The organism is Methylobacterium sp. 2A (assembly GCF_009806555.1).
In the GTDB taxonomy this organism is placed as follows: domain Bacteria; phylum Pseudomonadota; class Alphaproteobacteria; order Rhizobiales; family Beijerinckiaceae; genus Methylobacterium.
On sequence record NZ_VUOK01000029.1, the window covers coordinates 28,567 to 54,789 of the forward strand.

The following is a 26,223-nucleotide window of genomic DNA, read 5'->3' on the forward strand; positions in this document are numbered from 1 at the left end:
GGATCGACCGCCGCGTCGTCACCCACCGGTATCCGCGCAAGCGTTGCCCGCCCTTGAACTGGATCAAGGAAGCGCGACCGCAACGGTCCCGGCGCGCGCCGAGCTGGGAGCGGAGGCCGGGACGCGTCACGGACCGCCGGGCAAGTGCCCGGCGACGAGGGCCGCGCGAACGAGTTCGGAGAGGCTGCCGGCCTGCAGCTTGGACATGACGTTGGCCCGGTAGATCTCGACCGTCCGCGGGCTGATGCCGAGGTCGAGGCCGATGACCTTGTTGGCCTTGCCGGCGACCAGTCCGTCCAGCACCTGGCGCTCACGCTCCGTCAGGGCCGACATGCGCGCTCGCACCGCCGCCATCTCCCCGGCGCGGGCGGCGCCCTGCTCGGCCTGCGCCAGGGCGGCGCGGACGGTGGAAAGCAGCACCTCGTCATCGAACGGCTTCTCGATGAAGTCCTGGGCTCCTTCGCGCATGGCCTCGACGGCGAGGGGCACGTCGGCGTGCCCGGTCATCACGATGACCGGCGCGGGACTGCCTCTGCGCTTGAGCCGGCGCAGCAACTCGATGCCGTCGAGGTCGGGCATGCGCACGTCGGTCAGCACGCAACCCGAGACCTCGGTGACGCTCTCCAGAAAGGCGACGGCCGAGGCGTGCACCCGCACCGCGAGCCCGTCGGTGGCGAGCAGGAAGGCCAGGGCGCGGCGCACCGCGTCGTCATCGTCCACGACGTGCACCACCGGCTGATCAGACATGGTCCATCTCCTTCCGGTCGACCGCCCGCAGGGTGAACCGAAACTCGGTGCCGCAAACCGGGCCGGGGCCCGCCGAGATCCTGCCACCATGCGCCTCGACGATGGTGCGGCAGATCGACAGGCCGACGCCCATCCCGTTCGCCTTCGTCGTCACGAAGGGCTGGAAGAGCTGCGCGGCGATGTCCGGTGAGATGCCCGTCCCGGTATCCGACACGCGGATTTCGACCAGGCCCTCGGCCGGCAGGGCTCGCGTCGCGACCACCAATTCGCGCCGCGGCGCGTCCTGCATGGCCTCGATGGCGTTGCGGATGAGGTTGAGCAGCACCTGCTGCACCTGAATGCGGTCGGCCAGGACCAGGGGCGCGGCCGGGTCGAGGGCGAAGGTGACGTGCACACCCTTCTCCCGGGCGCCGACCAGCGCCAGCGCGCTCGCCTCCTCGACCAGCTGAGGCAATCCCTCGATGTGCCGCTCGCATTCGCCGCGGGTCACGAACTCGCGCAGGCGCCGGATGACCTGCCCGGCCCGCAGCGCCTGCTCGGCCGCCTCGTTCACGGCATCCGAGAGCAGGGCCACATCGGGACCATCCATGCGGCTCAGGAGCCGGCGGCAGCCCTTCAGGTAGCTCGCGATGGCGGTGAGCGGCTGGTTGATCTCGTGGGCGAGCGTCGAGGCCATCTCGCCCAGCGCGGTGAACCGCGACATGTGCACCAGTTCGGACTGGAGTTGCTGCAGGCGCGTCTCGGTCTGGTTGCGCTCGGTCAGGTCGCGGATGAAGCCGGTGAAGTAGCGCTCGCCGCCCGAGCGCATCTCACCGACCGAGAGTTCCATCGGGAAGGTCGAGCCGTCCTTGCGCTGGCCGACGACGACGCGGCCGATGCCGATGATGCGCCGCTCGCCGGTGGAGAGGTAGCGGGCCATGTAGGTGTCGTGCTGGCTCCGGTAGGGCTCGGGCATCAGCAGGCTGATGTTGCGGCCCTGCACCTCGGCCTCCGCGTAGCCGAACTGGCGCATGGCGGCGACGCTGAACGACTTGATCCGGGCCTGCTCGTCGATGACGACCATGGCGTCGGGCACGGTCTCCAGGATCGAGCGCAGGTGGGCCTCGCGCGCGCGCAGCCCCTCGTCGGCCTGCAGCTGCTCGTGGATGCTCGTGACCACGCCCCAGTGGCCGCACGGCCTCCCGTCCGGGCCGACACGCACCGTCCCGCGCGAGCGCAGCCAGTGGGCATGCCCGTCCGGGCGCATGACGCGGTAATCGACCTCGTAGCTCCCGCCATGCTCCAATGCGTGACGGATGGCGGCGGCCCTGGCTTCCCGGTCGTCGGGATGCACGAGGGCCTGGGTCGCCGCGAAACTGGTCAGGTCTTCTTCCGGCACGCCGAACAACCGGGCGCAGGTCTGCGAGACCGTAATGCGCCCGGTCGGGATGTCGAGCACCCAGGTGCAGATGCCCGCCTCGTCGAGGATGTTCCGCAGGTCCTCGGCGCTCAGCGGGATGCCGACAGCTGGGCCGGCTGATCCTTCTTCCGTCGTGCCGCCCGGTGGCGGGGTCGCATGCACCATCGTCACAAGGCTCCGTCTCGCGAGGTCGAGGCGGTGCCCCGGAATGGGCGCCCCCGAGTCGCGGCTTCCCATCCCCCGCGCTGCCCGTGTTGCCAGGCCGTCATCCGGTTCCATGTCGGCCCGGCCGGATCGACAAGCCAAGCCCATTCCCGCTCCGCATCGCGGGCTTCCGCGCACAACACAGCGAGACCTTGTCTGCGAAGCCGCACCGCGGCGCACGTCTTTGATCCGTCCTAGATCCGTTCCCGGGAGCATTGCAATGCGCTGACGGTTTTACCGTTGACGGGTAAAGGTGCCGCAAGGCGGAGCGGCCCTCGGAGCGGCTGGAAGTCTCGCTGCACCTGCATGTCGCAAAGGTTCGGCCCGTCCACCTTGCGGTTGCGTGCCCAATCGGAAGACTATCGGGTTTGGCACGCGGGCAAGGGCAGGCCGGCGTACCGGCGGAGGTGATCTGGATGCCCGTGCCGTTGCCGGGATTGATGTACGGGCACTTGGCGTTGAGCACGTTGGTCAGGTTGAGCTTGAACGTGCCGTCCTGTGCCCCCGGTATCCCGTCGAGAAACGCCGTACCCTTGAGCTTTTAGCCGAGGCCGGGATCGACCGTCGTGTAGCCTGGCAGGCCGATATCGTTGGTGGGCGTCGCGAAGACCGAACCGATGGACTTCGCCCGGGCGAAAGCAGAGAGCGGCCCGTCCTCGTCCGGCAGCGTCGCGCCGGTGATGTACGCTGGCGCGTTGAAGTACTGCTTGCCCTTGGCGCTGATCGAGGCCTCGGGGGCGAGGCAGGGCTGCACGGTGCATCTCGGCGGCGGCCGCCAGGGCGCCGACCGTCTGGCGCCTGCGGCAACGGTCGATGTCGACGCGGCCAACGTCGAGGTCTCGACCGGGCGGCGCTTCCCCTACCGTTTCGGCGGGCAGAACGTCTCGTCCTGCCACGCCCCACCGCCCGGCTGCACCGCCGTGAAGCAGGCTCCCTCCGGCCGCCGGCCGTCCGGGAGGAGATCGTTTGCCGGCCCGTGCACGATCTCCTCCCGCACGAAGCCTTCCGTCTTCCCGTAGACGACGCGGCACCAGCCCGCCTGACACGATCGGACATCGAGGGGCGTCTCGCGTTCGACCTCGTCGAGCACGGGGGCGCTGCTGCGGGGGGCCGCGTAGAAATACGTGTCCCAGCGGGCCGGCTCCGACGCGTCTGACGCCGGCGCCGCCGCGCCGCAGAGCAGGCCGGCCGTCAGGGCCACCGCCGACATCCGTCCCATCGACCCGTTTTCCCGCTGGCGCCGATCCCGTCGGCATGCCGCACCGTACCGCGTCACTCATCCCGCAGACTTGATAAATGTCATACCAAACTGACAGAAGAGGTGTCATTTTTTGATGACACAGGGCATGACAGGGGCCACAGGCATGGCGATGCTCTCGTTCGAGCGGAAATACCGGATCGCCGGCGGCACGCTGGTGGGCGGGAGCCTGTTCGATTTCTGGGTCGGGCCGTTCTACGTCGGCTTCTTCGGCGTCACGGCGGCGGTCTTCGCCCTGCTCGGCACGCTGCTCATCGTCTACGGCGCCGCCATCGGCCCGACCTGGGCGCTGTTCCAGATCAGCATCGATCCGCCGCCCATCGCCGACGGGCTGGCCTTCGCGCCGCTCAAGCGGGGCGGTCTCTGGCAGATCATCACGGTCTGCGCGCTGGGCGCCTTCGTCTCCTGGGCACTGCGGCAGGTGGAGATCTGCCGCAAGCTCGGCATGGGCTACCACGTGCCGGTGGCGTTCTCCTTCGCGATCCTCGCCTACGCCTCGCTCAACGTGGTGCGGCCGATCCTGCTCGGAGCCTGGGGCTACGGCTTCCCCTACGGCATCATGAGCCACCTCGATTGGGTATCGAACGTCGGCTACCAGCACCTGCACTTCCACTACAATCCCGCGCACATGATCGCGGTGACGTGCTTCTTCACCACGACCTTCGCGCTCGGCCTCCATGCCGGCGAGATCCTGGCGGCGGCCAATCCCGGCAAGGGCAAGCCGGTGAAGTACGACGAATACGAGAGCGCCTATTTCCGCGACACGATCATGTATTCGATCGGCGAGATCGGCATTCACAGGCTCGGATACTTTCTCGCCCTGAATGCGGGACTGTGGAGCGCAATCTGCATCATCATCTCCGGCCCGTTCTGGACCCAGGGCTGGCCCTACTGGTGGGACTGGTACCTGAACCTCCCGGTCTGGAGCACGGGCGGCAAGATCTAGCCGCCCCGTCCCCGCCCCCCACCGCCCCTGCCGACGCCATCCCTTCGGAGATCACGCGGATGCCGCAGTTCCACACCCTGTGGACGCATATCGAGCTGCGCGGACCCGACGAGGACGGGCCGCCGCTGCAGATCGGCTCGCCCGGCCGGATCGGGAAACCGTTCCACTCGCAGTGGCTCGGGCGCATCGGCGAGATGCAGGTTCTGCCGACCCATCTCGGGCCGACCGGCGTGGCCTCCCTGCTCTGCGGCTTCATCGCCATCGAGATCATCGGCCTGAACATGCTGGCCTCGGTGGACTGGAACCCGGTGCGGTTCATCCGCCTGCTGCCGTTCCTGTCGCTCGATCCGCCCCCGGCGAAGTACGGCCTCGACCCGTTCCCGCCGCTGCGGGAGGGCGGCTGGTGGCTGATGGCGGGGTTCTTCCTCACCGCGGCGATCCTGCTGTGGTGGGTGAAGATGTATCGGCGCGCCCGGGCGCTCGGCATGGGCACCCATATCCCGTGGTGCTTCGCCAGCGCGATCTGGCTCTACCTCGTGCTGGGCTTCATCCGCCCCATCGCCATGGGCTCGTGGTCGGAGGCGGTGCCGTTCGGGGTGATCCCGCACCTGAACTGGACCGCGACCTTCTCGGTCCGCTACGGCAACATCTTCTACAACCCGTTCCACATGCTCTCGATCTCGTTCCTCTACGGGTCGACCATGCTGTTCGCCATGCATGCCGGGACGATCCTGGCGGTGACGCCGCTCGGCGGCGAGCGCGAGACCCACCAGATCACCGACCGGGGCACGGCCGCCGAGCGCGCGGCCCTGTTCTGGCGCTGGACCATGGGATTCAACTCGAACTACGAGTCGATCCACCGCTGGCTCTACTGGTTCGCCACCCTCGTCACCCTGACCGGCGGCATCGGCATCCTCGCCACGGGCACCCTCGTCGACAACTGGTACCTCTGGGGCGTCAAGAACGGGCTCGCCCCGCAATACCGGCAGGCGCCGAACCTCCCCGCCGCCCCGCCGGCGAAGGCGCTCAAGGCCATGCAGGACAAGGTGCTCGGGCGATGAGGATCGGCCCCCCCATCCTGGCGGTCGGCCTCGTCTGCGCCGGCCTGTTCACCCTGTTCGTGCCGACCTGGAACCTGCCGATGCAGGGCACGCAGCTCGGCCCGAACGGCCCCTCCCTCGTGCAGTACGCCCCCACCGGCAGCCCGCTGTTCCAGACCCGGAACGGGCCGCCGCCGGCCAACCCGCCGCTGATCGAGGACACCCGCAAGGCGACGGACGCCTACAAGAACGTCACCGTGCTCACCGACCTGGATGCCGGTGCGTTCATGCGGTTGCAGCAGGCGATCACCAACTGGGTCGCCCCGCAGCAGGGCTGCGATTTCTGCCACGCGGGGGCCGATTTCGCCTCGGACGAGAAGCCGACCAAGGCGGCCGCCCGAGACATGATCAAGATGGTCCGCCACCTCAACGCGGACTGGACGGAGCATCTCGGCGCCGCCGGCGTGACCTGCTGGTCCTGCCACCGGGGCCAGCCGGTGCCGGCGGAGATCTGGTTCTCGCGGCCCCCCCACCCGCAGGGCGCGCATATGGACAAGCCGGAGAACTGGAACGAGTCCGGCGACAGCGTGCGCCAGTTCTTCCCGAATGCCGGCTACGAGCTCTATCTGCTCCAGGAGACGCCGGGCCTCGCCCAATCCTACACGGCGCTGCCCAACGGGCAGGTGGCCGACCAGGTCGTGGTGAAGCGGCTCTACGAGGTGATGATGCAGATGTCCGCCGGCCTGGGCGTGAACTGCACCTCCTGTCACAACTCCCGTGCCTTCTACGATTGGGGCCAGAGCCTGCCCGCCCGCTGGACCGGCTATTCCGGCCTTCAGATGGTCCGCGACCTCAACCGCAACGTGCTGCTGCCGCTGGCGGTGCGGATGCCGCAGATTCGGGAGACGGCGGACGACCCGCACACGATCGTGCTGCCCGACCGGATGCGGGGCCCGCAGGAGGGCAACGGCTTCGTCCTGTGCGGCACCTGCCATTACGGGCTGCCGAAGCCCGCCGACCACGCGCAGGAGCTCCTCACGGTCTTCCCCGGGCTGAAGGGTCCCGGCCGCGAACACGCCGCCTCCGCCGCCGACCAGGGAGGCCAGCCGTGAACGAGGGCGTCAGCCAGATCGCCGGATCCGCCGGCCATGAGATCCCCCCGGCCACCGGACTCCTCGGCAGCACCCATGCGACCGAAGCCGTGGGCGCCTGGGGCTTCCATCTCGGCGCGGTGACGCAGCACATCGACGGCGTCGTGGTGCTGTTCTGGGCCTTCGCGCTCTTCTTCGGCACCCTGTGCTGGTATCTCCGGGCCGAGGACAAGCGCGAAGGCTATCCGATGGAGGACCCGACGCAGCCTCCCCGCGCCCATCCCCTCGTCGGCTTCCCGCCGCCGCCCGCGCCCAAGACCTTCACGCTCCAGAAGGGCGGCACGGTCACCCTGCCGAACTTCACCTCGCCCCCGGAGGTGCCGGTCCGCCATCTGCATCCGTTCCCCGGCTCGGCCTTCGTGCCGACCGGCGCCAACCCGATGCGCGATCCCGTGGGTCCGGCCTCCTACGTGCTGCGCGCGGAGGAGCCCCTCCTGATGGAGGGCGAGAAGCTGCAGCTCGTGCCCCTGCGCGCGGTCGGCGACGCGTGGCACGTCCAAGGGGGCGATTCCGATCCGGTGGGGATGCCGGTGGTCGGCCGCGACGACAAGGTCGCCGGCCATGTCCGCGACGTGTGGGTCGATCGCGGCGCCAAGCTGCTGCGCTACCTCGAAGTCGAGCTGAACGATGGGGGGCGCCGCCTGATGCCGGTCTTCTTCGCCGATGTCAGCCCGAAGTTCCGCCGGGTGAAGACGCGCTCGATCTTCGCCGAGCAGTTCGCGGCCATCCCCGAACTGAAGGATCCCGAGCGGATGACGGCCCGGGAGGAGGATCGGATCAGCGCCTACTTCGCCGGGGGCAAGATGTTCGCCGAGGGCGTGCGCCGACGCGCGTTCGGTGGCCCGCCCCGCACATGGCCCGGCCGGAGGCCCACGGCATGACGATACGCACGCCACACCGCACCGCACCGGGCGGCGCTCCCCCGCGCCCCGCGGGCGTCCGCCTGGAACCCGCCGAGCGGATCCTCTGGCAGGGACGGCCGGAGGTGTCGGCCCTGCGCCGCCAACTCCTGAAGATGCGCTGGCTCGCCGCATATTTCGCTGTGCTGCTTGGGTGGAAGCTCGCGCTGATCGTCGCCGTCAGGGGCCTGCGCCCCCAGGAAGTGTTCGACCTGGCCGTGCTGCTCGCTCAGGGCGCGGCGCTCATGGGGATCCTCGCCTACCTCGCCTGGGCGCTCGCCCGCAGCACGACCTACACCGTGACGACCCTGCGGATCGTCATCCGCCACGGCATCGCCCTTCAGGGCACCGTCGACATCCCCCTGCGCGCGCTCCGCAGCGTCGCCGTGCGGATCCATCACGACGGGACCGGGGACGTGGCGCTGACCGTGCGGGACGGGGGCGGCATCGGCTACAGCAAGCTGTGGCCGCATGTCCGCGGCGTGAGCCTGTCCGCCCCGGTGCCGATGCTGCGCGGCTTGCCGGACGCGGCGCTCCTCGGGACCCAGCTCGCCCGACGCCTCGACGATCCTCCGCCGGCCATGACCGGGCAGGATGTCCCGTCTGCGGCGACGCCGCACGCGACGGCGGCCTGACGGGGCGCGGCCATGACGACGGACCTGCTCCAGGCTCTCATGGCCGCGCTCGTGCTCGGCCTCGTGGGCGCCCTCTCCATCGCCCTGGGCGAACCCCTGCTGGTGCCGAGCCTGGGCGCCGCGATCCTGCTGCAGGTCCACCTGCCGGATCTGCCGAGCGCGCGGGCCTGGAACACGGCGGTCGGCCAGCTCTGCGGGGCCGCCTCCGGCTTCGCGATGCTCTATGCGCTGGGCGCCGCCCATGACCCGAGCTTCAGCGGGCTCCACTCCCTGACGGTCGGGCGGGTGGCCGCGACGACGGCCGCCGTCGCCGGAACCCTGCTGCTGCAGGCCCTCCTCGGCGCGATCAATCCGGCCGGCGGTGCGACGGCACTGATCGTCACCCTCGGCTCCGAGGCCGCCACCCTCGCCGGGGCGGCGCGTCTGGCGGCTGCCGTGCTGCTGTTGACCGCGCTCGGGGAGGGCGCGCGCCGCCTCTCCCTGATGCTTCGCCCCTGAACGATCAGGCCGAAGCCCTTTCGTCGGCGCGGTGCCGGTCCTCGTTGAAGTGCAGGTAGACGGGATCGAACTCGGCCGCGGCCACGAGGCCCGGCCAGTCGCCGATGGTCAAGTGGCCGCCTTGGAGGACGATCCGGCACTCCGCCCGCAGGGCCCGAAGCGACCGGTTGAAATGTACGGCCGTGACGCCGACGGCATCGGCCAGTTCCGCCTGCGTCGGCGGCAGCGGACAGGACAGGTCATCCGCCAGTCCCACGGCGCGCTGGCGCATGTACATCTCGCAGAAGAGATGCGCCGTGCGCCCCAGGGACTGGCGGCGGCCGAGCGTCATGATCCGCTCGCGGTAGACCGAGGCATCGACCAGCGTGTCGCGCCAGAGCGCCGCCATGACCCCGGGCCGGCCGACGACGAGGGCGCGCATCGCCTCGTGCGGGATGAAGGCCAGCGTGCAGGCCGTGAGGCTTGCCAGCGAATGGTCCATCACCGGCAGGTAAAGGTGCTGCAGATCCGGAATATCCCCGGCGATATAGAAGGACAGGATCTGGCGGTCGCCCGCCGCGGTATAGCCATATCGGTGAGCCCAGCCCTCAAGGACGAGGCAGCAATGAGCGGGCCGCTCCCCGACCGTGGCGACGTCCTCGTGAGGGCCGACCTGCCGGATCACGTGCGGCAGGGCCAGCACGGCCCGTCGCTCCTCTTCGTTGAGGCGAATGACGCTCTCGAGCTTGCGAAGCAGGGGGGTCAGGATCTGGGAGTGGGATCCTGCCACGGCTACGCCTCGTCCTGGTTCGACAAGGTGGTCGTCAGGGTGAGGGTCACCGTCAGCACGGACGTCCCAGCCGCATCCCGGACGGTGACCGCGCCCCTGTGCCGGTCGTGATGGACAGCCTCTTCCGCCGCGATGCTGGTCAGTGTCCGCACGGCGATGGCCCGGATCTCGTCGAGGTCGCGGCATTCCGCACCGGTATCGTCCCCGTGCAGGCCGCCGTTCTCGATCTCGAAGAAGTAGCGTGCCAAGGCGAAAGTCTCGGGCAAGAGTCTCGGGGCGGGACGACCCGGTCCAAACCGAGCACGGCAGGAATGGTTGCAGCCCGTCCGGCGCCGCTCACACGGCCGTGCGCGCGGGAGGCAGAAGGGCGGGGTCGGTGAGGCAGGCATCGGCACCCCACATCTCGGGCTCCACGCCATCCCGGGCGACGAGGGCACCCCCGACGACGACGCGCAGCGCGGGATTGCGCGAGGCGCGACGGATCGCCGGCATAGCCCGCCGCAGGGCGTCCGAATGGACGTCGCAGGCCACGGAGAGGCCGAGGACGTCGTACCAGCCATTCGCCAGCGCTGCTGTGAGCGCCGCCAGGGTATCGGATCCCGTTCCGCCGGCGATCGCCGTCGTCCAGCCCGCATCGCGGAGGAGCCCGGCCACATGGCAGAGGCCGAAAGTGTGGGTTTCCCCTGGCGCCCCGGCAAGAAGAATGCGGCACCCGGGCGGCCCGACGCCGTGCTCGACCTGCGGTCCGATCGCATCCTGCAAGAGAGATTGGAGCCGTCCCATCGCCTCCGTGACCGCGAGGAAGTCACAGAGATCCTGCTCCCACATCACGCCCAGATCCCGTGCCACCGGCGCCAGCATCTCCGCGGCCAGGACCTGCCAGGGGGCGCCGCGAACCGCCTGCCGCCTGACCTCCGCCCGAAACCCATCGGGATTGTCGATCAGGAGCCGCGTCAATGTCCGAGACTCATGCGTGGCTGTTTCGACCTCCGCGCGATGGAGGCTGCGGAGTTTCGGAAGGATCTCTCGATCGACGATGCGCGATACGATCTTCGTCGACGGATGGGCGGCGAGCCTGTTCGTTCGCCTCTCGGCTTCTCTCAGACGTCCACCGAGAGCTTGGCCTGACCGCGCTTCACCATGGCGATATGACGGTCCCTGCGGTGGAACACGGTCGTCCGGATTCGGGGTATTCATTGAGTATAGCAATGGCATATATAAGGATTAGACACATTGATAAACATCAACCCCGCTCGCTCGACCTGTTCAGGCCGGGGTTGCCGTCCGGCAGGCAAGCGACATGCTGTTCGTGCCAAATCGTAAAATACTTCACCGCTTACAAGGCGCATGAACAGAGATGCGGCTGCGAAGCGAGATTTTTCTGACTACTAATATCTTCACTTGGCCCTGCGACGCGGCGTCGCTCGATTGCTCTTTGAGATCATGAGAGATCAGGTCCATAGCAACGCGCGGCACCTTAGCCGGTCCGCGAGCGCATGCGAGGGATATGGACCACCGCCGCGCATGAATCTCGTCCATGAGGTTTAGAAAAGCCAAACCTTTTCCAGTCTCCATCGGAAATCTGCTCCTCGAACATTGTTCCGAGACGGCGAACGGCGACATAGGGTGCGAAGCCGAGCGTCTATTTCCGGGTCGCGAGCCGATGTCGGCTCACGGCGCGATGCGGCCAATTCACTTCAGGGACGTTGAGCCGGAAGAGCGGACGAGCCCGTTCCGACCCGTTCGCGACGCGACGATCGGAACGCCCCGCGACGATGAGGCCCGCGGGAAGCTCCGTGGGTTCCGGAGGACCGCGGCTCGGGCCATCGGGGGCGGCATGTCGATCGGACCGCACTCGGACGCGCGTCGCGGGCGGAGCGCCGACCCGCCTCCGGTTCAGGGCTTGCCCGCGCGTGTGCGGCCGAAGCGGGCGTGCCGCTCGATCAGATCGGCCAGATCCTGCGGATCGGGGACATCCCGCCGCGCCGCGGCCGCGACCAGATCGGCGTGGCGCTGCAGGACCGCGCGGCGGTCGGCGCGGCGCTCGACCTCGGCGACGCGGGTCAGCACGTCGAGCATCCGCCCCAGCACGTGAACCGAGCCGGCGGCGTTCTGGCGGATCATGTGGAACATGGCGTCGCACAGGCCGTCGTAATCCGTCGTCGGGTGAACCAGGACGACGCGGCCGTCGCGGGCGATGGCCCCGATCGGCAGATGGCGCGGCGCGATCCGGCACAGGGCATCACCGAGATGGTCGACGACGCTCCCGGCGGTGAACGGGTCGTTGATGCCCGGCGAGAGCGCCCGGACAGCGATCTCCACCAGCTGCCGGACCGAGTATTCCAGGTCCTGCAGGGCGGCCGGACGCCGGCCGAGGGCCACCGCTCCGCTGACCGCGGTCTCGGCCTCCGCGCTCCCGGCCGACAGGACCGCGATCGGGAACCCGCTCGGCACGTAGTCGCCCGGCCGCGCCCGCAGGGTTACGACGACGCGGTGCGCGTGGGCCCAGTCCGCCAGCGTGTCCGTGTCCACGGCCTGCACGTAGCCGCCGCCGGGCGCCGCAATTTCGGCCCCGGTCGACAACGCGACGGGTCGGACCATGTCGGCCGTGTCCCGCGTATGCGTCACGATGGCCTTGCAGAGGTCGCGCTGCACCGCGTCGACGACGGTCTCGACGTTGATGCTGGCGGCGATGTGGTGGACGAACCAGACCAGGGTCGCGATCGAGACCAGCGCGAGGGCCAGCGCGCCCGTGATGGCGAGGTGCGGGACGAAGGGGCTCTCCTGCACGGTGCGCACCGTGCGCAGCACCATCAGCGCGTACGCGAAGGTCCCGAGAAAGATACCCAGCACAACCTGATTGCGGGCGTCCCGGGTGAAGTTGCGCAGGAGGCGCGGGCCCATCTGCCCCGAGGCCAGCGTGAGGGCCGCGATGGTGATCGAGAAGGTCGTGCCGGCCACCCCGATGGTCGAGGACGCGATGGCGCTGAGCAGGGCCCGCGCGCCCTCGGCGCCCCCCGAGTAGCCCCAGTCCTGATCGGGCGAGGAGGCGTCGTAGCCGGCGATATGCGCCGTCTCCAGCCAGACACCGAGCTGGGCCAGCAGCGCACAGCCGAGCACGATCAGGGCCGGGCGCAGCCAGAACAGGTCGCCGAGGATCTCGACCCAGGCCGAGAAGCGGGCTCTCATGCCGTCGGCGTCTCCGGCAGGGCGTCATCTCCCCCGGAAACCTGGGCTCCGGGCGGCCACACGGGACCCCGCATCAACGGCGCGGCCCGCCCGTCGTCTGACCGTATTGCTGAGCGCCGGCCCCGCGCGAAGGCATGCCGGCATTCCCGCGGCTCGCCGAGCCCTGCCGCTTCCGGTAGCGGTGCGTCCGCACCAGGGTGGCGGCATCGCCCGGCGCCTGCAGGCCGGCGACCGGCATCGGCAACGCCGCGGCGGGCCGGGTCGCGGCGCCGAGCCCCCAACCGGCCAGGAGGAGAGAGGCGAAGAGGGCGTGCTTCATAGACGGGTCTCCTCCGTACAGGCCTGATCGAGCATCGCAGACTGCAACGTGCGCTCGGCGGAAACGTTCGAAAGCGCATGCGCTTCACCCGGGCGAACCCGAGCGCCCTTCGCCGGTTCGGCTGAGTCCCGATCGTTGGTCCGCTCCGCGTCGGGTCGTGGCCGAGGAGACCCCGTGATCTCACTGTTCGACCTCGCTGCCCTGCTCCTCGTGCTCTCGGCCCTGTTCGGCTGGCTGAACCGCCGCCTCCTGCGGCTGCCGCACACCATCGGCCTGCTGCTGATGGGTTTGGCCGCCTCGCTGGCGCTGATCGCCCTCGATGTCGCGTTCCCGGCGCAGCACCTCTACGCGGATCTCACCCGGGTCCTCACGCAGGTCGACTTCACCGAGGTGGTGATGAACGGCATGCTGGCCTTCCTGCTGTTCGCGGGTGCGATGAGCCTCGACCTCCGGGCCCTGCGCGACCGGGCCTGGGCGGTCGCGACCCTGGCGCTCGTCGGCACCGTCATCTCCACGATCGTCGTCGGCGCCGCGTTCTGGTGGGCCGCGCAGGCCCTGGGGCGACCGATCCCGCTGGCCTGGGCCTTCGTGTTCGGCGCGCTGATCAGCCCGACCGATCCGGTCGCGGTGCTGGCAACCCTCAAGAACGTGCGGGTGCCCAAGACCCTGGAGATCGAGATGCAGGGCGAGGCCCTGTTCAACGACGGCGTCGGCATCGTGCTGTTCACCGTGCTGGTCGCCTTCGCGGCCGGATCGGGCGGAGAGGCGACCAGCGCGGCCGGCGTGGCCAAGCTCCTCCTCCGGGAGGCGGGCGGCGGTCTCGCGCTCGGCGTGGCGACGGGCTACGTCGCCTACCGGGCCATGCGGGCCATCGACGACTTCCCCGTGGAGGTGCTGATCACCCTGGCGCTGGTGACCGGGACCTACGCCCTCGCCCAGAGGATCGGGGTCAGCGGCCCGCTCGCCGTCGTGGCGGCGGGGCTCCTCGTCGGCGACCGCGCCCCGCGCGACGCGATGAGCGAGCGGACGCAGGGCTACGTCGAGGCCCTCTGGACGCTCGTCGACGAGGTGCTGAACTCGGTCCTGTTCCTGCTGCTCGGCCTGGAGGTTCTGGTGCTGCGCTTCGAGGCGAGCGGGCTCGCGCTCGCGGCCTGTGCGGTGCCGATCGTGCTGCTGGCCCGCCTGATCGCCGTCTCCGCACCGCTCCTGGCCTTCCGGTGGCGCGGCAACCTGTCGGCGCGCAACGTGCCGTTCCTGACCTGGGCCGGCGTGCGCGGCGGCATCTCGGTGGCGCTCGCGCTGTCGCTGCCGGAGAACGCGTCCAAGTCGGTCGTCCTCGCCGCGACCTACGCGGTGGTGCTGTTCACCATCGTGGTCCAGGGCCTCACCCTGGCGCCCCTCGCGCGCCGCACCCTCAAGGTGCCGTCGGAGGGCGATGCGCCGTGAAGCGGGCCGGTCGCGGACGGTCAGAAGGGCGGGGCGATGCCGCCGGGCCTGCTCAGCGACTTCACGTAGGCCGCGATCTGCCACATCTGCTCGTCGGGGATCTTGCCGCGCCAGGCCGGCATGCCCCGCGGGCGGCCCTCGTAGAGGGTGTCGACGATGTTCGGCAGGGAGCCGCCGTAGATCCACGTGTCGTCGGAGAGCGCCGGGCCGAACCCGCCGCCGCCGCCCGCGTGGCAGCCGTTGCAGTTGAAGGCGGCGTAGAGGGCCTTGCCCTGCTCGATCGCGGCCGGGTCGGTCTCGTATTTCCTGGCCTTGTCGGCGCCGGTGGTCGGCACCGCGGCGCCGCCGACGGCCTGGGGCGTCAGCACCACCTGGGGCTGCTGGTTGCCGGAGGAATCCTGGGCCAGCGCGCCGTGCAGCGCCGGGCCGGCGGCGAGGGCAAGGAATCCTGCGAAGAGGGCGTTGCGGTGCATCATCGTTGCGGCTCCTCAGCCTGAGGCGTGTCGAGGCGGGGCACGTCGTACTCGGCCAGGATCGCGTCGATCTCGGCCCGGTGGCGGCGGAGCGCCCCGCCGATCTCCTGCGCGAAGGCGCCCCCGTCCTCGTCGCGGCGGACGGCGAAGCCGATGTCGAAGGCGAGCGGCAGCCGCGCCCCGTCGAAGGGCGGGCGCACGAGGTGGACCTGGAGCGGCGGATCCTGCCGGGCGGCGAAGTAGCCGGCCAGCGGCCCCCAGACGAGGGCGACGTCGATCTCGCCCTGCGCGACCGCCTCGACGATGCGGGAGGGCGGGTGCGGCGTGCCGTAATCGCCGTAGAGGTCGTAGCCGCGCACGTTGGCGACGATTCCCCGGCGGGACAGGGCGTGGGCCGGCGGCGTGTTGTAGCCATCGTCGCCGACCATCTGCACGCCGATCCGCAGATCCTTCAGGCGCGGGTCGTCGAGGGATGTGATCGGTCCGGCATCCGCTCTCTGCACGAAGGCGTAGCCCGAGCGGTACAGCGGCGCGGTCGGCCGCGCCCTGTCCACGCCGACCGGCAGGCCCGGCACCACGTCGCACAGGCCGGCATTGAGCGTGTTGCGCAGGAAACCGCGGCGCTGCGCCCACCACGTGTAGGTGAGCGTCGCGCCGAGATCCTCGGCGACGATCGCGGCGATCCGGTTCTCGAACCCGCCGCCGGCCTTGTCGGAGAAGGGCAGGTTGTTCGGGTCGGCGCAGACCTTCAGGTCGCGGGCTTCGGCCGGGCCGAGGGGGGCGCTCGCCAGCATGGCCAGCACCGCCCCCTTAAGACGGATACTTGCCCAGCTTGAAGACATACAGCGTGCCTCCGGCCGTCGTGTATTTCGGCAGGTCCCGCATGGCCGCCACGAAGCCGAGCGCCGCCGTGCCCTCCCGCGGGTCGAGCCCCGCCGAGACCAGCGCCCCGGACCAGCCGCCGACCCCGTCGATGATCGAGACGTACTGGTGCCCGTCCGGCCCCTTCCACGTGGTCGGCTGGCCGATGATTCCGGAGCCGGTCTTGAATTTCCAGAGTTCCGCGCCGGTATTGGCATCGACCGCTTTGAACCAGCCGTCCATCGTGCCGTAGAAGACGAGGTTTCCGGCGGTCGCCACCGCCCCGCCCCAGACGGGGAACCTCTCCTTGATGGTCCAGGCCTCGGAGCCGTCCGTGACGTTCCAGGCGGTGAACTCGCCCCGGTGCCCGCCGGGACCGGGCTTCATGTTCACGTCGGCCCCGACATAGGGCGTGCCCTCGATGTAGCCGACCTCCGACAGGCGCTCGTCCATGCACAGGTTGTTGTGCGGCAGGTAGAGGAAGCCGGTCTTGGGCGAGTAGCTCGACGGGCTCCAGTCCTTGGCGCCGGGCGGGCTCGGGCAGATGTCGCGCACGACCGCGTCGACCTTCGGCGCCTTGTCGGTGTTGTGCTTGAGCTTGCCGGTCTTCAGGTCCACGCCGAAATTGGTGTTCGTGTAGTGGTAGGTGCCGGCCGAGAGGACTTCGCCGGTCTGCCGGTCCATCAGGTAGACGTGGCCGTTGCGGTCGGGGTGGACCAGGGCCTTGCGCGGCTTGCCCTGCCACTCGATGTCGAGCAGCACGTTCTCGTTGACGCCGTCGTGGTCGTAATAGTCGTGCGGGCTGAACTGGTAGTACCAGCGCGCGTTGCCCGTATCGACGTCGCGGGCGAAGATGCCGGCGGTGAACTTGTTGTCGCCCGGGCGCTGCTCGTGGTTCCACGGCCCCGGGTTCGAGGTGCCGTAATAGACGAGGCGCAGGTCGGGGTCGTAGCTCACCCAGCCCCAGACCGAGCCGCCGCCGTGCTTCCACATGTCGGAGGGCCAGGACGTCACGCCCAGATCCTTGCCCTTCTCCTGATCGTAGAAGGGCTTGTACTCCGCCCCGATCTTCACGTCCGAATCCGGTCCGGTCGTGTAGGCACGCCAGACCTCCTTGCCAGAGCCGAGGTCCAGCGCCTTCGACCACCCGCGCACGCCGAGTTCCCCGCCCGAATTGCCGACGATGACCTTGTCGCCCGCCACCAGCGGGGCCATCGTCATCGTCTCGCCCTGGTTGATGTCGCCGTTCTTGTGCCGCCAGACCTCCTGACCGGTCTTCGCGTCGACGGCGACCGTCACGTCGTCGAGGGTGTTGTAGAGGATCTTGCCGTCCGCGTAGGTCGGGCCGCGATTGACCGTGTCGCAGCAGGCGACGCCCTGCGAGGCGATCTCCGATTTCGGGTCATAGGACCACTTCATCGGGAAGCCGGGCTTGGTCAGGTCGAGGGCGTAGAGCACATTCGGGAAGGCGGAGACGAGGTAGAGCGTGTCGCCGACGACGATCGGGGCGCTCTCCTGGCCGCGGTTTGTGCCGACCGAGAAGGTCGAGGCGACCTGCAGGGTCTTCACGTTGTCCCTGGTGATCTCGTCGAGGTCGCTGTAGCGGGTGAGCGCGGTGTTGCGCCCCGGGCTCGGCCATTGGCCGGCTTGGCTGCCGTCGGACTTCGCCGCGAAGGCCGGCAGGGTCGGCTTCGAGGCGCTCTCCGACAGCTTGTTGACCGTCGGCATCAGGACCTGCGGGTTCTTGGACAGCGCGTCCCGGGGCTTTGGCGTCTCGCCCGAAGGGCCCTCGGTCCCGGTGCCCTGGCCGGTGGCGGGGCCCTTGGTCTGGTCCGCCCCCTGCGCGAGCGCGACGCCGCCCCAGACGAACGCGATGGCGGATACCGAAGTGACGGTCAGTCGCATGATCGCTCCGTCGCAGAAGATCGGGCCAGCCCCATACGCGGCGCCCTGACCGACCAACCTCGGTGGCGTGGCCCGGTTCGCAAATCTGAGATCTTTATTATGAAGTTCGACAATCTTCGTATTTGCAACCCATGTTGTTTTATCAAATACAGTGATGATCGAAGTTCATCCCCCTGCTGAATTGCAGCACCCAGGCGAGCCGGCCCGGCTGATCGACCGGGTGGGATGCCGATCGCGCGACCGCAGCGGATCGAGCCACCGAGACGCTCTGGTTGGGCTGCTCGGCGGCTCTGTTCTCGGTGCGGCCTCCCCGTGTGGTCCGCCCGTGCGGCGGCGCCCCTCGATCACCTGACGGCCTCCGGCCCTGATGCTGACCGACGCGATCCGCATCAGGGGTCCGGGACGGCCCTTCAGGCGCGCCGGGCGTTCCAGAAGACGAACTGGCCTTCGACCATGTCCTGAAGGTCGCGCCGGAACGCCGTCCGGTAGAAATACTGGCCGGTCGGCAGATACGGCACGTCGCGCATCGCCAGGGTCTGCATCCGGGCTGCGATCGCCTTGCGCGCCGCTTGGTCCGGCGCCTCGATCCAGGCCTCGCGCAGGCTCTCCAGTTCGGGCAGGTTTGGCCAGCCGAAGAAACCCGTCTCGCCGCCGCAGCGCAGCACCTGCTCCACGACCGGGTTGGCCATATCGAGGCCGGTCCAGGTCGTGTTGAAGACGTTCCAGCCGCCTTGATCAGGGGGCGCCTTGCTGGCGCGGCGCGTGACCAGGGTGCCCCAATCGGACACGACATACTGCACGTTCATCCCGAGGCGCCGCAGCAGGTCGTTCATGACCTCGCCGAGGGCGCCGAGCACGGGATTCTCGCTCGTCGACATCAGCACGACGCGCTCGCCCTTATAACCGGCCGCCACCAGGTCGCGCTTGGCCTTCGCCAGGTCGCGTGGCCGGGTGAGCACGTCGAGCCCGGCCTCGGTGGCCATCGCGGTCCCCGGCGTGAACAAGCCGACATCCTTGCGCCACAGCTTCGGGTCGTCGCCGGCCGCCGCCGCCATGAAGTCCGCCTGAGACAGGGCTTCGAGGACCACGCGCCGGATCGCGGGGTTGTCGAAGGGCGGATAGAGGTGGTTCATGACGCCCGTGCCCAGGTTTCCGAGCGTCGAGGCGAGCTGCGTGGTGATCTGCGGGCTGGCCTGCAGCGTCGGCACGAGATCGGCGATCGGGTTCTCCCACCAATCGACCTCGCCGTTCTGGAGGGCGGCCGCCGCGGTGCCGGGATCCGGCATGACCTGCCATTCGACCCGCTCGAAATGGACGCGCTTGGGCCCTGCCACCCAGGACACGGCGCCGTCCTCGCGGGGCCGGTAATCCGGGTTGCGGTCATAGACCACGCGGGCGCCGACGAGGCGCTCCTTGGTGTTGAACCGGAAAGGGCCGGAGCCGATCACCTCGGGGATCTGCTGGGCCGGGTCGATGGCGGCCAGGCGCTCCGGCATGATGACGAGGACCGGCGGACCAAGCTTCGCCAGGGTCTCGAGCATCAGCCCATAGGGCCGCTTCAACCGGATGACGAAGGTCCGGTCGTCCGGCGCCTCCAGGGCGTCGGTGCGCGCCATCAGGGCCTGCCCGAGACTGTCGCGCTGCGCCCAGCGCCGGATCGACGCGATGCAGTCGCGGCCCCGCACCGGCTCGCCGTCGTGGAACTTCAGCCCCTCGCGCAGGCGGAAGGTCCAGCGCCGTCCGTCCTCCTCGACCGTGTGGCCCTCGACCATCTGCGGCTGCGGCACGAAGCGCAGCACGCGCGCCCGGTCACCCTGGGCCAGGGCCGGGCGCGGCGACCGCGGCGGCCGCGGCGGTGGCGCCCCCGAGGAAGGTTCGTCGCAGCATGGGGGTCACTCCTGGCTGTCCGGGTCAGGCGGGCGAAAACGGGTGCGCCGGGCGGCCTTTTTCGCGAGGCTGACTTCTGCGAACGTGCAGACCGCCGGTGCACAACCTGCAAGGTCCGTTCCCGCCGCCGGTCACGGGGTGCGGCCGGCCTCCTCGGCGCGCAGGCGCAGGGCCGCGCGGTCGATCTTGTTGGTTGAGGCGAGCGGCAGCGCCTCGACGAATTGACGTCCGGCAGGAGCGCCAGCTTCCGGTACGCAGGGCCGCGGCGTGGATATCCTTATCCTTCTGGATGAGGAGCAGCAGGCCCACGGGGGCCGCGAAGGCGAGGCCCGGCATGGCGGCGAGGCCGGAATACCGCCCCTGCGCCCTGCCCGGCGGACCGCAGGAGCCCGCGCGAGGGCGTTCGGGCTTCGTCTGGCCCCTTGTGCACGGGGCTTGCCTTGTCGGACGCTGTCGCCGGCACGCTGAGTCGCGTCGATTCGGTGGGCCGAAGGGGGAGTGTGGACATGGACAGCCTAAGACCGCGATCGAACCCGCGCCGCTCCGCGGGGCGAGCGACCCTGGCCGCCCTGGCGGCCCTGACACCTTTGATCCTCGGCATCCTTGCGCCCGGCTCCGCCCGGGCCGCCGAGAAGTCGGTCATCTTCGCCCATCAGGACATGGTGGTCCCGTTCCGGGCCCTGATGGCCTCGGGGGCGATCGAGAAGGCGACCGGCTACACCGTGACGTGGCGCAAGTTCGGCGGTGGCGGCGACGTCATCCGCGCCATGGCGTCGGGCAACGTCCAGATCGGTGAGGCGGGTTCGAGCCCGATCGCGGCGGCCGCCTCGCAGGGGCTCGATATCGAGCTGTTCTGGATCCTCGACGAGATCGCCGATGCCGAGCAGCTCGTGGCGCGCAACGGCAGCGGCATCAAGGGCGTGGCCGACCTGCGCGGCAAGACCGTCGCGGTGCCGTTCGTGTCGACCTCGCACTACCAGCTGATCGCCGCCCTGGCGGAAGCCGGGCTGAGCCAGAAGGACGTGACCATCCTCAACATGCGCCCGCCCGAGATCGCCGCCGCCTGGGAGCGCGGCGACATCGACGCGACCTTCATCTGGGATCCGGTGCTCGCCCGGGTGAAGAAGTCCGGCACCGTGCTGGTCTCGGCGGGCGACCTCGCCCGGAAGGGCAAGGCGACCTTCGACGGCCTCGTCGTCGACCGGGCCTGGGCGGCGCAGAACCGGGACTTCCTGGTCACCCTGGTGAAGCTGATCGCCGCCGAGGACGCCGCCTACGCGGCCAAGCCCTGGGCCGCCGACTCCCCCGAGGTGAAGGCGGTGGCCAGGATCACCGGTGCGGATCCCGCGGAGGTGCCGGCGAGCCTCGCCAGTTATCACTTCCCGACCCTCGACGCGCAGGCCTCCCCGGCCTGGCTCGGCGGCGGGGCCGCCAAGGCGTTGACCGAGACCGCCGCGTTCCTCAAGGCCCAGGGCCGCGTCCAGGCCCTGGCGCCGGATTACGGCCGGTTCGTCACCGGGGCGTACGTGGCGGCGGCCCGGAAGTAATCGGCGGCTTCGGAGGGCGGCATGATCGAGATCCGCAACGTCAGCGTCCATTACGGAGAGGGCGAGGCCGGCATCGTCGCCCTCTCGCAGGTGAACCTGACGATCCGGCCCGGGGAGTTCGTGGTCGCGCTCGGCGCCTCGGGCTGCGGCAAGACCACCCTGCTCTCGGCGATCGCGGGTTTCCTCGAACCGACCGAGGGCAGCATCCTCCTCGACGGTATGCCGATCCGGGGGCCGGGGGCCGACCGGGGCGTGGTGTTCCAGCGCCACGCCCTGATGCCCTGGCTGAGCGTGGCCGAGAACGTGGCGTTCGGCCCCAAGCTGCGCGGCGTCGCGCGCCCGGAGCGGCGCCGGATCGCCCACGCGATGCTCGACCTCGTCGGCCTCGCCGAATTCGGCGACCGGAAGGTCTACGAACTCTCCGGCGGCATGCAGCAAAGGGTCGGCATCGCCCGGGCGCTGGCGGGCGACCCGCGCGCCCTGCTGATGGACGAGCCGCTGGGGGCGCTCGACGCCTTCACCCGCGAGCAGCTGCAGGAGCTGATCCTTCGGGTCTGGCACCGGACCGGCAAGATGGCCTTCTTCATCACGCACGACGTCGAGGAGGCGGTGTTCCTGGCCACGAAGCTCCTGATCATGAGCCCGCGGCCGGGCCGCATCGTCGAGACGATCGACCTGCCGTTCTCGCGCGCGGTCGTGGCCGGGCGGGACGCCCGGGCGGTCAAGGCGGATCCCGATTTCATCGCCGTGCGGGAGCGCGTGCTGGGGCGCATCCATCACCGGGCCGACCCGGCGCTCGGGGGCTCCCGGTGAGCGGCCTGCCCCTCGACGCAGCCGCCGTGTCCGAAACGCGGCCGGCCCGCCCCGGGCGCGGCGTCCGCCGCAGCGGCGCGCTGGTGCCGCTCATCAGCACCGCCACCGTGCTGGCCTGCCTCGGTCTCTGGGCGCTCGCGACCCATATCGGCTGGATCAAGCCGCTGTTCCTGCCGCCGCCGGAGGCGGTCCTGTCGGCCCTCGGCCAGGCCTGGAACGGCGAGCTGGACGGCGCCCCCCTCGGCATCCATGTCCGCGACAGCCTGCTGCGGGTCCTCGGGGCCTTCGGTCTCGCCGCGCTGCTGGGCATCCCCGCCGGCCTGGCCATGGGGACGAGCCGGATCGCCCGCGGCATCCTCGATCCGCTGATCGAGTTCTACCGGCCGCTGCCGCCGCTCGCCTACCTGCCGCTGATGATCATCTGGTTCGGGATCGGCGAGCTGTCCAAGGTGCTGCTGATCGTCCTCGCCTGCTTCGCTCCGGTGGCGCTGGCGACGCGCTCGGGCGTGCTCTCGGCTTCCGCCGACCAGATCAACGCGGCGCGCGCCCTCGGGGCGAGCCGCGCGCAGGTCCTGCGCTACGTGGTGCTCCCGGCGGCGCTGCCGGAGATCCTGATCGGCCTGCGGATCGGCATGGGGGTGGGCTGGACCACCCTGGTCGCCGCCGAGATGGTGGCGGCCCAGGCCGGGCTCGGCCAGCTCGTCCTCAACGCCTCCAACTTCCTGCGCACCGACGTGGTGGTGATGGGGATCCTGCTGATCGGCCTGTTCGCCACCCTGTTCGAGGTCGGCCTGCGCCGGCTCGAACGCGTGCTGGTGCCCTGGAAGGGGAAGGCCTGAGATCTCCCGGGGCCTGCCCTGGCCCGCTCACGCGCCGCCGGCCGGACTTGTCGCGATGCCCGTCGCGATCTGGGGTTTGCATCGCCCGCGACAAGGCTTTCAGGTCGAAATCCGGCACAGGACGCGAGCCGCAGGCTTCGTCCGACCTGCGGCCGACAGGACGGGACCGTGCGCAGAAGGAATGTTCGGGGTGAGGACATCGATTCAGCGGGCGCGCCCGCCCCATGCCCCTCCGCCGGTCCGTCATGCCCCGGAGATCTAAGAGCCTCTCACAAAACTCCCGCTGCGCTGTCGCGGCTAGAGGGAAATATCCGGTGCTCGGGAGTTTTGTGAGGAGCTCTGAGGCGCAGATTCGGCCCCTGTTGTCTGCAGGACTGCGACTTGGCCCAGGGCCGGGAATGGTCTTGACGAATGCAGTTCCCATGACGACACGCGATCACGCGCCATATCGACATCTATCGCGTCGTTCGAGTGCGGCCCGCATTGACGGAACCAGACATCTCTTTATATTTACTTCCAAAATTACGCCATAATATCCAAAATAACGGGAGGTCGATATGCCGAGCGGACGCTCAGAAGCCGGTTGGCCGGCGTGGCGGCGCGCATTTCCCGATGCCTGCGACTGGGATTCCGACCTGGAGATCGGAACGCTCTCCGATCTGCTGACAGCCGGCTGCACGGCGTCGGGCGGGGGGCCGGCCATCGCGTTCCGCGACCGTCAGCTGAGCTATCCCGACCTGGCCATCCAGGCCGATCGCCTTGCGGCCGGCCTCCTCGCCATGGGCCTCGCACCGGATACGGTTGTCGCCCTGTACCTGCCCAATACGCCTCTGCATCCGATCGCCTTCTTCGCCGCGGCCCGGGCGGGCCTCCGGGTCGTCCTCCTGTCCGGCCTTGATGCCCCGCGGGAACTCGCGCACAAGCTGACGACCACCCGGGCACGGATCGTCGTGACCCTGGATCAGCCGAACTATCTCGCGGCGGCCCTGCATTTCCTCGACGACGGCCTCATCGACACGCTGGTGGTCGCTGAGGATCGCGCCTGGGGGCCTTCCACGGAGAGCCAGCCTCAGGCCCTCCCGCAACGTCCCGGGGTGGTGCCCTTCGCCCGGCTGCTCGATGCCCCGGCGCCCGCCGCCTGGCCGGTTCGCACGCCGGACGACGTGTTCCTGCTTCAATTCACCGGAGGCACCACCGGCCTGCCGAAGGCGGCCATGCTGACCCACGGAAACCTGACCGCGGCGGTCGCGATCTACCGATTGTGGAACAATCACACGGACGTGCCCTCCCGCGACAACCGGGTCGTCGGCATCCTGCCGCTGTTCCACATCTACGCCCTCACCGCCGTGCTCCTGTGCACGATCCGGGACGGAGGCCTGATCCTTCTTCACCAGCGCTTCGACGTCGAGGCGCTGGCGCACGACATCGCGGTGAAGCGGGCCACCCGCGTCTACGGCGTGCCGACCATGTGGTTCGCGCTCCTCGAACGGGCGACGCGCGTGCCGATCGACTGCTCGTCGCTCAATCTGTGCATGAGCGGCGGAGCTCCCCTGCCGTTCGAGGCGCAGGCGCGCCTCGGGCGGGTTCTCGGCCAGCCGCTCCAGGTCGGCTGGGGGATGACCGAGACCGCACCGGCCGGGACCCGCGTGCCCGACGGGGCGGAGGCGCGTCCCGGGCTGATCGGCGTGCCACTCCCCGGGATCGCCATGCGGATCGTCGCCCTCGACGATTTCAGCCGGGAGGTCGCGACGGGCGAAGTCGGCGAGATCGCGATCCGCGGGCCCAACGTGTTCCTCGGCTATTTCGAGAAGCCGGAAGCGACGCGGGAGGCCTTCTGCGACGGCTGGTTCCTCACGGGCGATATCGGCCGGGTCGACGAGGACGGCCTCTTCGATCTGATCGACCGGCGCAAGAACATGATCATTTCCGGCGGCTTCAACGTCTATCCCACGGTCATCGAGGACGCGATCTACGAGCATCCGGACGTCGCCGAGGTGATCGTCATCGGGGTCCCCGATCCCTATCGCGGACAATCGGCCAAGGCGTTCGTGACCCTTCGGCCCGGCGCGTCTCCCTTCGACCTCGCTGCACTGCAAGCGTTCCTTTCGGATCGGATCGGCCGCCACGAGATTCCCCGCGGCCTGGAGTTCCGGGAGAGCCTGCCGCGCAGCCCTGCCGGGAAGTTGCTGGCCAGCGTCCTGGTGGCCGAGGAGACGTCCCGGGCGGCGAAGGGTGGGGGCGACGGCGTGCGATGATCCGCCGGCAGCAGCCCGAAGGAGCCGTTGTGCGCTGCCGCACAAACCGGAATTTACAGCGTATACAAATCTCCGGGTGAGCTTACATTGTAAGCAGATGGCGCCGGACCCGAGGGGTCGCACGCCCATCACCGGAGACTACCATGCGCAACACTGTTCTTGTCGCTGGCCTCGTTCTCGCCGGCACGATCACCGCGTCGGCCGCCCCGCGTCCCACCGACCATGCCCAGGCCCGCCCGGCCGCCACCGCGACCATCCCGTCGCCGCGGACCACCGGCAGCCTCGGCCCAACCGCCGTCCAGGGGCTCGACCTCGGCGGAGACCGGGCGAACTGGGGCCGCCGCGGTTCGGGCCTGCCCAGCCCGATCAATCCGCTCGGTTACAGCGGCGAGTGATCCTGCGCGATTCCGGGGCCGTGATGGGACACAGCCTCGCCCGCCGACCGTTTTGATGTCAGTGCTGGAGGCCGGATCTGCGCGGGCACAGCGCGGGCCGGCGGGGGATGGTACGATGGGCGAGGCTGAACCGATCCAGCGCCAACGCGGCGATCTCGGTCCCGCGCTCATCGACGCCGCTCTGGATCTCCTCGCCGACGCGGGCGTCGACGCCCTGTCCCTCCGCATGGTCGCCCGCCATGTCGGGGTCTCGGCGATGGCGCCCTACAGGTACTTCCCCGACAGGGCAGCGCTGATGGCCGCCGTGGCCCAGCGGGGCTTCGAGGGCCTCGCCGCCGCGATGGAAACGGCGGCGTCGGCGGAAGATCCCCAAAAAGCGCTCGTGGATATCGGCGTCGCCTATGTCGCCTACGCCGTCGATCACCCGGCCCTCTTTCGGCTGATGTTCGGGGAGGAGTGCCGATCCGGCGACCCGGCATTGCGGTCCGCCCGCGATGCCGCCTACGGTCTGCTCCAGGCTGCCGTGGCCCGCGCCTATCCCGACCGCGCGCAGGATGCCCTGATCCTCGGCTGCTGGTCGCTGACCCACGGCCTCGCGAGCCTGTTCCTCAACGGCCGGCTCGAGGGCCGCGCGAGCGGCTCGCACACCGAGATCGCCGAGCAGGTCAACCGCGCGATGCTCGGCTTCGGAGAGGGCGCCCCCTCCTCCCGACCGGGGTGATCGTCCGGGCCTGCCCCGGCCCGTCCC

At 69.9% G+C, this 26,223-nt stretch carries 26 protein-coding genes; 13 read left to right on the forward strand and 13 right to left on the reverse strand.

Annotation, left to right across the window (positions count from 1 at the left end):
- Window positions 1-126: 126 nt before the first annotated feature.
- The 4 genes from fixJ to FVE89_RS14715 form a co-directional block, all read right to left on the reverse strand.
- Complete coding sequence (gene fixJ, locus FVE89_RS14700) at window positions 127-747, reverse strand: response regulator FixJ (RefSeq protein ID WP_160534679.1); 621 nt, start codon at window positions 745-747, stop codon at window positions 127-129.
- Window positions 740-2,311: a PAS domain S-box protein gene (locus tag FVE89_RS14705; protein ID WP_160534680.1), complete on the reverse strand. Its 1,572-nt coding sequence runs from the start codon at window positions 2,309-2,311 to the stop codon at window positions 740-742. Before FVE89_RS14705 ends, fixJ begins: the two co-directional genes overlap by 8 nt.
- A 580-nt stretch (window positions 2,312-2,891) precedes the next feature.
- Window positions 2,892-3,104 carry a hypothetical protein gene (locus FVE89_RS14710; protein ID WP_160534681.1) on the reverse strand — a complete coding sequence of 71 codons (213 nt, stop codon included), beginning with the start codon at window positions 3,102-3,104 and terminating at the stop codon, window positions 2,892-2,894.
- 105 nt (window positions 3,105-3,209) lie between these two features.
- Window positions 3,210-3,569 (reverse strand): SH3 domain-containing protein, encoded by a 360-nt coding sequence (locus FVE89_RS14715; protein ID WP_160534682.1) that lies wholly within the window; start codon window positions 3,567-3,569, stop codon window positions 3,210-3,212.
- A 145-nt stretch (window positions 3,570-3,714) separates the two neighbouring features.
- Here FVE89_RS14715 and pufL point away from each other — a divergent pair, with 145 nt between their 5' ends.
- Genes pufL through FVE89_RS14745 form a run of 6 tightly spaced genes read left to right on the forward strand, consistent with a single transcriptional unit; the run spans window position 3,715 to window position 8,777 of the window.
- Entirely contained in the window at window positions 3,715-4,554 is an 840-nt protein-coding gene (gene pufL, locus FVE89_RS14720; RefSeq protein WP_160534878.1) for a photosynthetic reaction center subunit L, read from the forward strand.
- A gap of 59 nt (window positions 4,555-4,613) precedes the next feature.
- Window positions 4,614-5,615, forward strand: a complete 1,002-nt coding sequence (gene pufM / locus FVE89_RS14725) for a photosynthetic reaction center subunit M (RefSeq protein WP_160534683.1) — start codon at window positions 4,614-4,616, stop codon at window positions 5,613-5,615.
- On the forward strand, window positions 5,612-6,706 hold the full coding sequence (gene pufC / locus FVE89_RS14730) for a photosynthetic reaction center cytochrome PufC (protein ID WP_160534684.1): 1,095 nt from the start codon (window positions 5,612-5,614) through the stop codon (window positions 6,704-6,706). Before pufM ends, pufC begins: the two co-directional genes overlap by 4 nt.
- Window positions 6,703-7,626, forward strand: coding sequence for a photosynthetic reaction center subunit H (gene puhA / locus FVE89_RS14735; protein ID WP_160534685.1), 924 nt, complete (start codon window positions 6,703-6,705; stop codon window positions 7,624-7,626). The genes pufC and puhA overlap by 4 nt, the downstream gene beginning before the upstream one ends.
- Window positions 7,623-8,279, forward strand: coding sequence for a photosynthetic complex putative assembly protein PuhB (puhB, locus tag FVE89_RS14740; RefSeq protein WP_160534686.1), 657 nt, complete (start codon window positions 7,623-7,625; stop codon window positions 8,277-8,279). Before puhA ends, puhB begins: the two co-directional genes overlap by 4 nt.
- Window positions 8,280-8,291: 12 nt before the next feature.
- Window positions 8,292-8,777, forward strand: coding sequence for an HPP family protein (locus FVE89_RS14745; RefSeq protein WP_160534687.1), 486 nt, complete (start codon window positions 8,292-8,294; stop codon window positions 8,775-8,777).
- A 4-nt stretch (window positions 8,778-8,781) separates the two neighbouring features.
- Here FVE89_RS14745 and FVE89_RS14750 read toward each other — a convergent pair whose 3' ends face one another.
- The 5 genes from FVE89_RS14750 to FVE89_RS14765 all read right to left on the reverse strand — a co-directional run bounded on the left by FVE89_RS14750 (window position 8,782) and on the right by FVE89_RS14765 (window position 13,054).
- Window positions 8,782-9,546, reverse strand: coding sequence for a Crp/Fnr family transcriptional regulator (locus FVE89_RS14750; protein ID WP_342389717.1), 765 nt, complete (start codon window positions 9,544-9,546; stop codon window positions 8,782-8,784).
- Window positions 9,547-9,548: 2 nt separating this feature from the next.
- A complete protein-coding gene (locus tag FVE89_RS31165; RefSeq protein WP_246730780.1) occupies window positions 9,549-9,794 on the reverse strand; it encodes a hypothetical protein in 246 nt (81 codons plus the stop codon).
- Window positions 9,795-9,882: 88 nt separating this feature from the next.
- The gene (locus FVE89_RS14755; protein ID WP_160534689.1) at window positions 9,883-10,503 is read right to left on the reverse strand and encodes a cobalamin B12-binding domain-containing protein; all 621 of its coding nucleotides are present in this window, start codon (window positions 10,501-10,503) and stop codon (window positions 9,883-9,885) included.
- A 939-nt stretch (window positions 10,504-11,442) separates the two neighbouring features.
- Window positions 11,443-12,735: a DUF2254 domain-containing protein gene (locus tag FVE89_RS14760; protein WP_160534690.1), complete on the reverse strand. Its 1,293-nt coding sequence runs from the start codon at window positions 12,733-12,735 to the stop codon at window positions 11,443-11,445.
- Between the two features lie 73 nt (window positions 12,736-12,808).
- Window positions 12,809-13,054: a hypothetical protein gene (locus FVE89_RS14765; RefSeq protein ID WP_160534691.1), complete on the reverse strand. Its 246-nt coding sequence runs from the start codon at window positions 13,052-13,054 to the stop codon at window positions 12,809-12,811.
- Between the two features lie 174 nt (window positions 13,055-13,228).
- On the opposite strand from FVE89_RS14765, the gene FVE89_RS14770 reads away from it, so the two are divergent.
- Window positions 13,229-14,500, forward strand: a complete 1,272-nt coding sequence (locus FVE89_RS14770) for a sodium:proton antiporter (RefSeq protein ID WP_160534692.1) — start codon at window positions 13,229-13,231, stop codon at window positions 14,498-14,500.
- Window positions 14,501-14,520: 20 nt separating this feature from the next.
- Here the strand turns inward: FVE89_RS14770 and FVE89_RS14775 are convergent, their stop codons facing one another.
- The 4 genes from FVE89_RS14775 to FVE89_RS14790 form a co-directional block, all read right to left on the reverse strand.
- A complete protein-coding gene (locus tag FVE89_RS14775) occupies window positions 14,521-14,976 on the reverse strand; it encodes a c-type cytochrome (protein ID WP_246730782.1) in 456 nt (151 codons plus the stop codon).
- Window positions 14,973-15,767 carry a substrate-binding domain-containing protein gene (locus tag FVE89_RS14780; protein ID WP_246730784.1) on the reverse strand — a complete coding sequence of 265 codons (795 nt, stop codon included), beginning with the start codon at window positions 15,765-15,767 and terminating at the stop codon, window positions 14,973-14,975. The genes FVE89_RS14775 and FVE89_RS14780 overlap by 4 nt, the downstream gene beginning before the upstream one ends.
- A gap of 16 nt (window positions 15,768-15,783) precedes the next feature.
- Window positions 15,784-17,739 (reverse strand): methanol/ethanol family PQQ-dependent dehydrogenase, encoded by a 1,956-nt coding sequence (locus tag FVE89_RS14785; RefSeq protein ID WP_246730785.1) that lies wholly within the window; start codon window positions 17,737-17,739, stop codon window positions 15,784-15,786.
- Window positions 17,740-18,149: 410 nt separating this feature from the next.
- Window positions 18,150-19,538, reverse strand: a complete 1,389-nt coding sequence (locus FVE89_RS14790; protein ID WP_342389718.1) for an ABC transporter substrate-binding protein — start codon at window positions 19,536-19,538, stop codon at window positions 18,150-18,152.
- Window positions 19,539-20,132: 594 nt separating this feature from the next.
- Here FVE89_RS14790 and tauA point away from each other — a divergent pair.
- The 6 genes from tauA to FVE89_RS14820 all read left to right on the forward strand — a co-directional run bounded on the left by tauA (window position 20,133) and on the right by FVE89_RS14820 (window position 26,196).
- The gene (tauA, locus tag FVE89_RS14795; RefSeq protein ID WP_160534694.1) at window positions 20,133-21,173 is read left to right on the forward strand and encodes a taurine ABC transporter substrate-binding protein; all 1,041 of its coding nucleotides are present in this window, start codon (window positions 20,133-20,135) and stop codon (window positions 21,171-21,173) included.
- Between the two features lie 21 nt (window positions 21,174-21,194).
- Entirely contained in the window at window positions 21,195-21,986 is a 792-nt protein-coding gene (locus tag FVE89_RS14800) for an ATP-binding cassette domain-containing protein (RefSeq protein ID WP_160534695.1), read from the forward strand.
- Between the two features lie 5 nt (window positions 21,987-21,991).
- Window positions 21,992-22,825: an ABC transporter permease subunit gene (locus FVE89_RS14805; RefSeq protein ID WP_202130832.1), complete on the forward strand. Its 834-nt coding sequence runs from the start codon at window positions 21,992-21,994 to the stop codon at window positions 22,823-22,825.
- A gap of 557 nt (window positions 22,826-23,382) precedes the next feature.
- The gene (locus FVE89_RS14810; protein ID WP_160534697.1) at window positions 23,383-25,080 is read left to right on the forward strand and encodes an AMP-binding protein; all 1,698 of its coding nucleotides are present in this window, start codon (window positions 23,383-23,385) and stop codon (window positions 25,078-25,080) included.
- A gap of 143 nt (window positions 25,081-25,223) precedes the next feature.
- Window positions 25,224-25,475 carry a hypothetical protein gene (locus FVE89_RS14815; protein ID WP_160534698.1) on the forward strand — a complete coding sequence of 84 codons (252 nt, stop codon included), beginning with the start codon at window positions 25,224-25,226 and terminating at the stop codon, window positions 25,473-25,475.
- 115 nt (window positions 25,476-25,590) lie between these two features.
- Entirely contained in the window at window positions 25,591-26,196 is a 606-nt protein-coding gene (locus FVE89_RS14820; RefSeq protein ID WP_160534699.1) for a TetR/AcrR family transcriptional regulator, read from the forward strand.
- The last annotated feature ends 27 nt before the right edge of the window (window positions 26,197-26,223 follow it).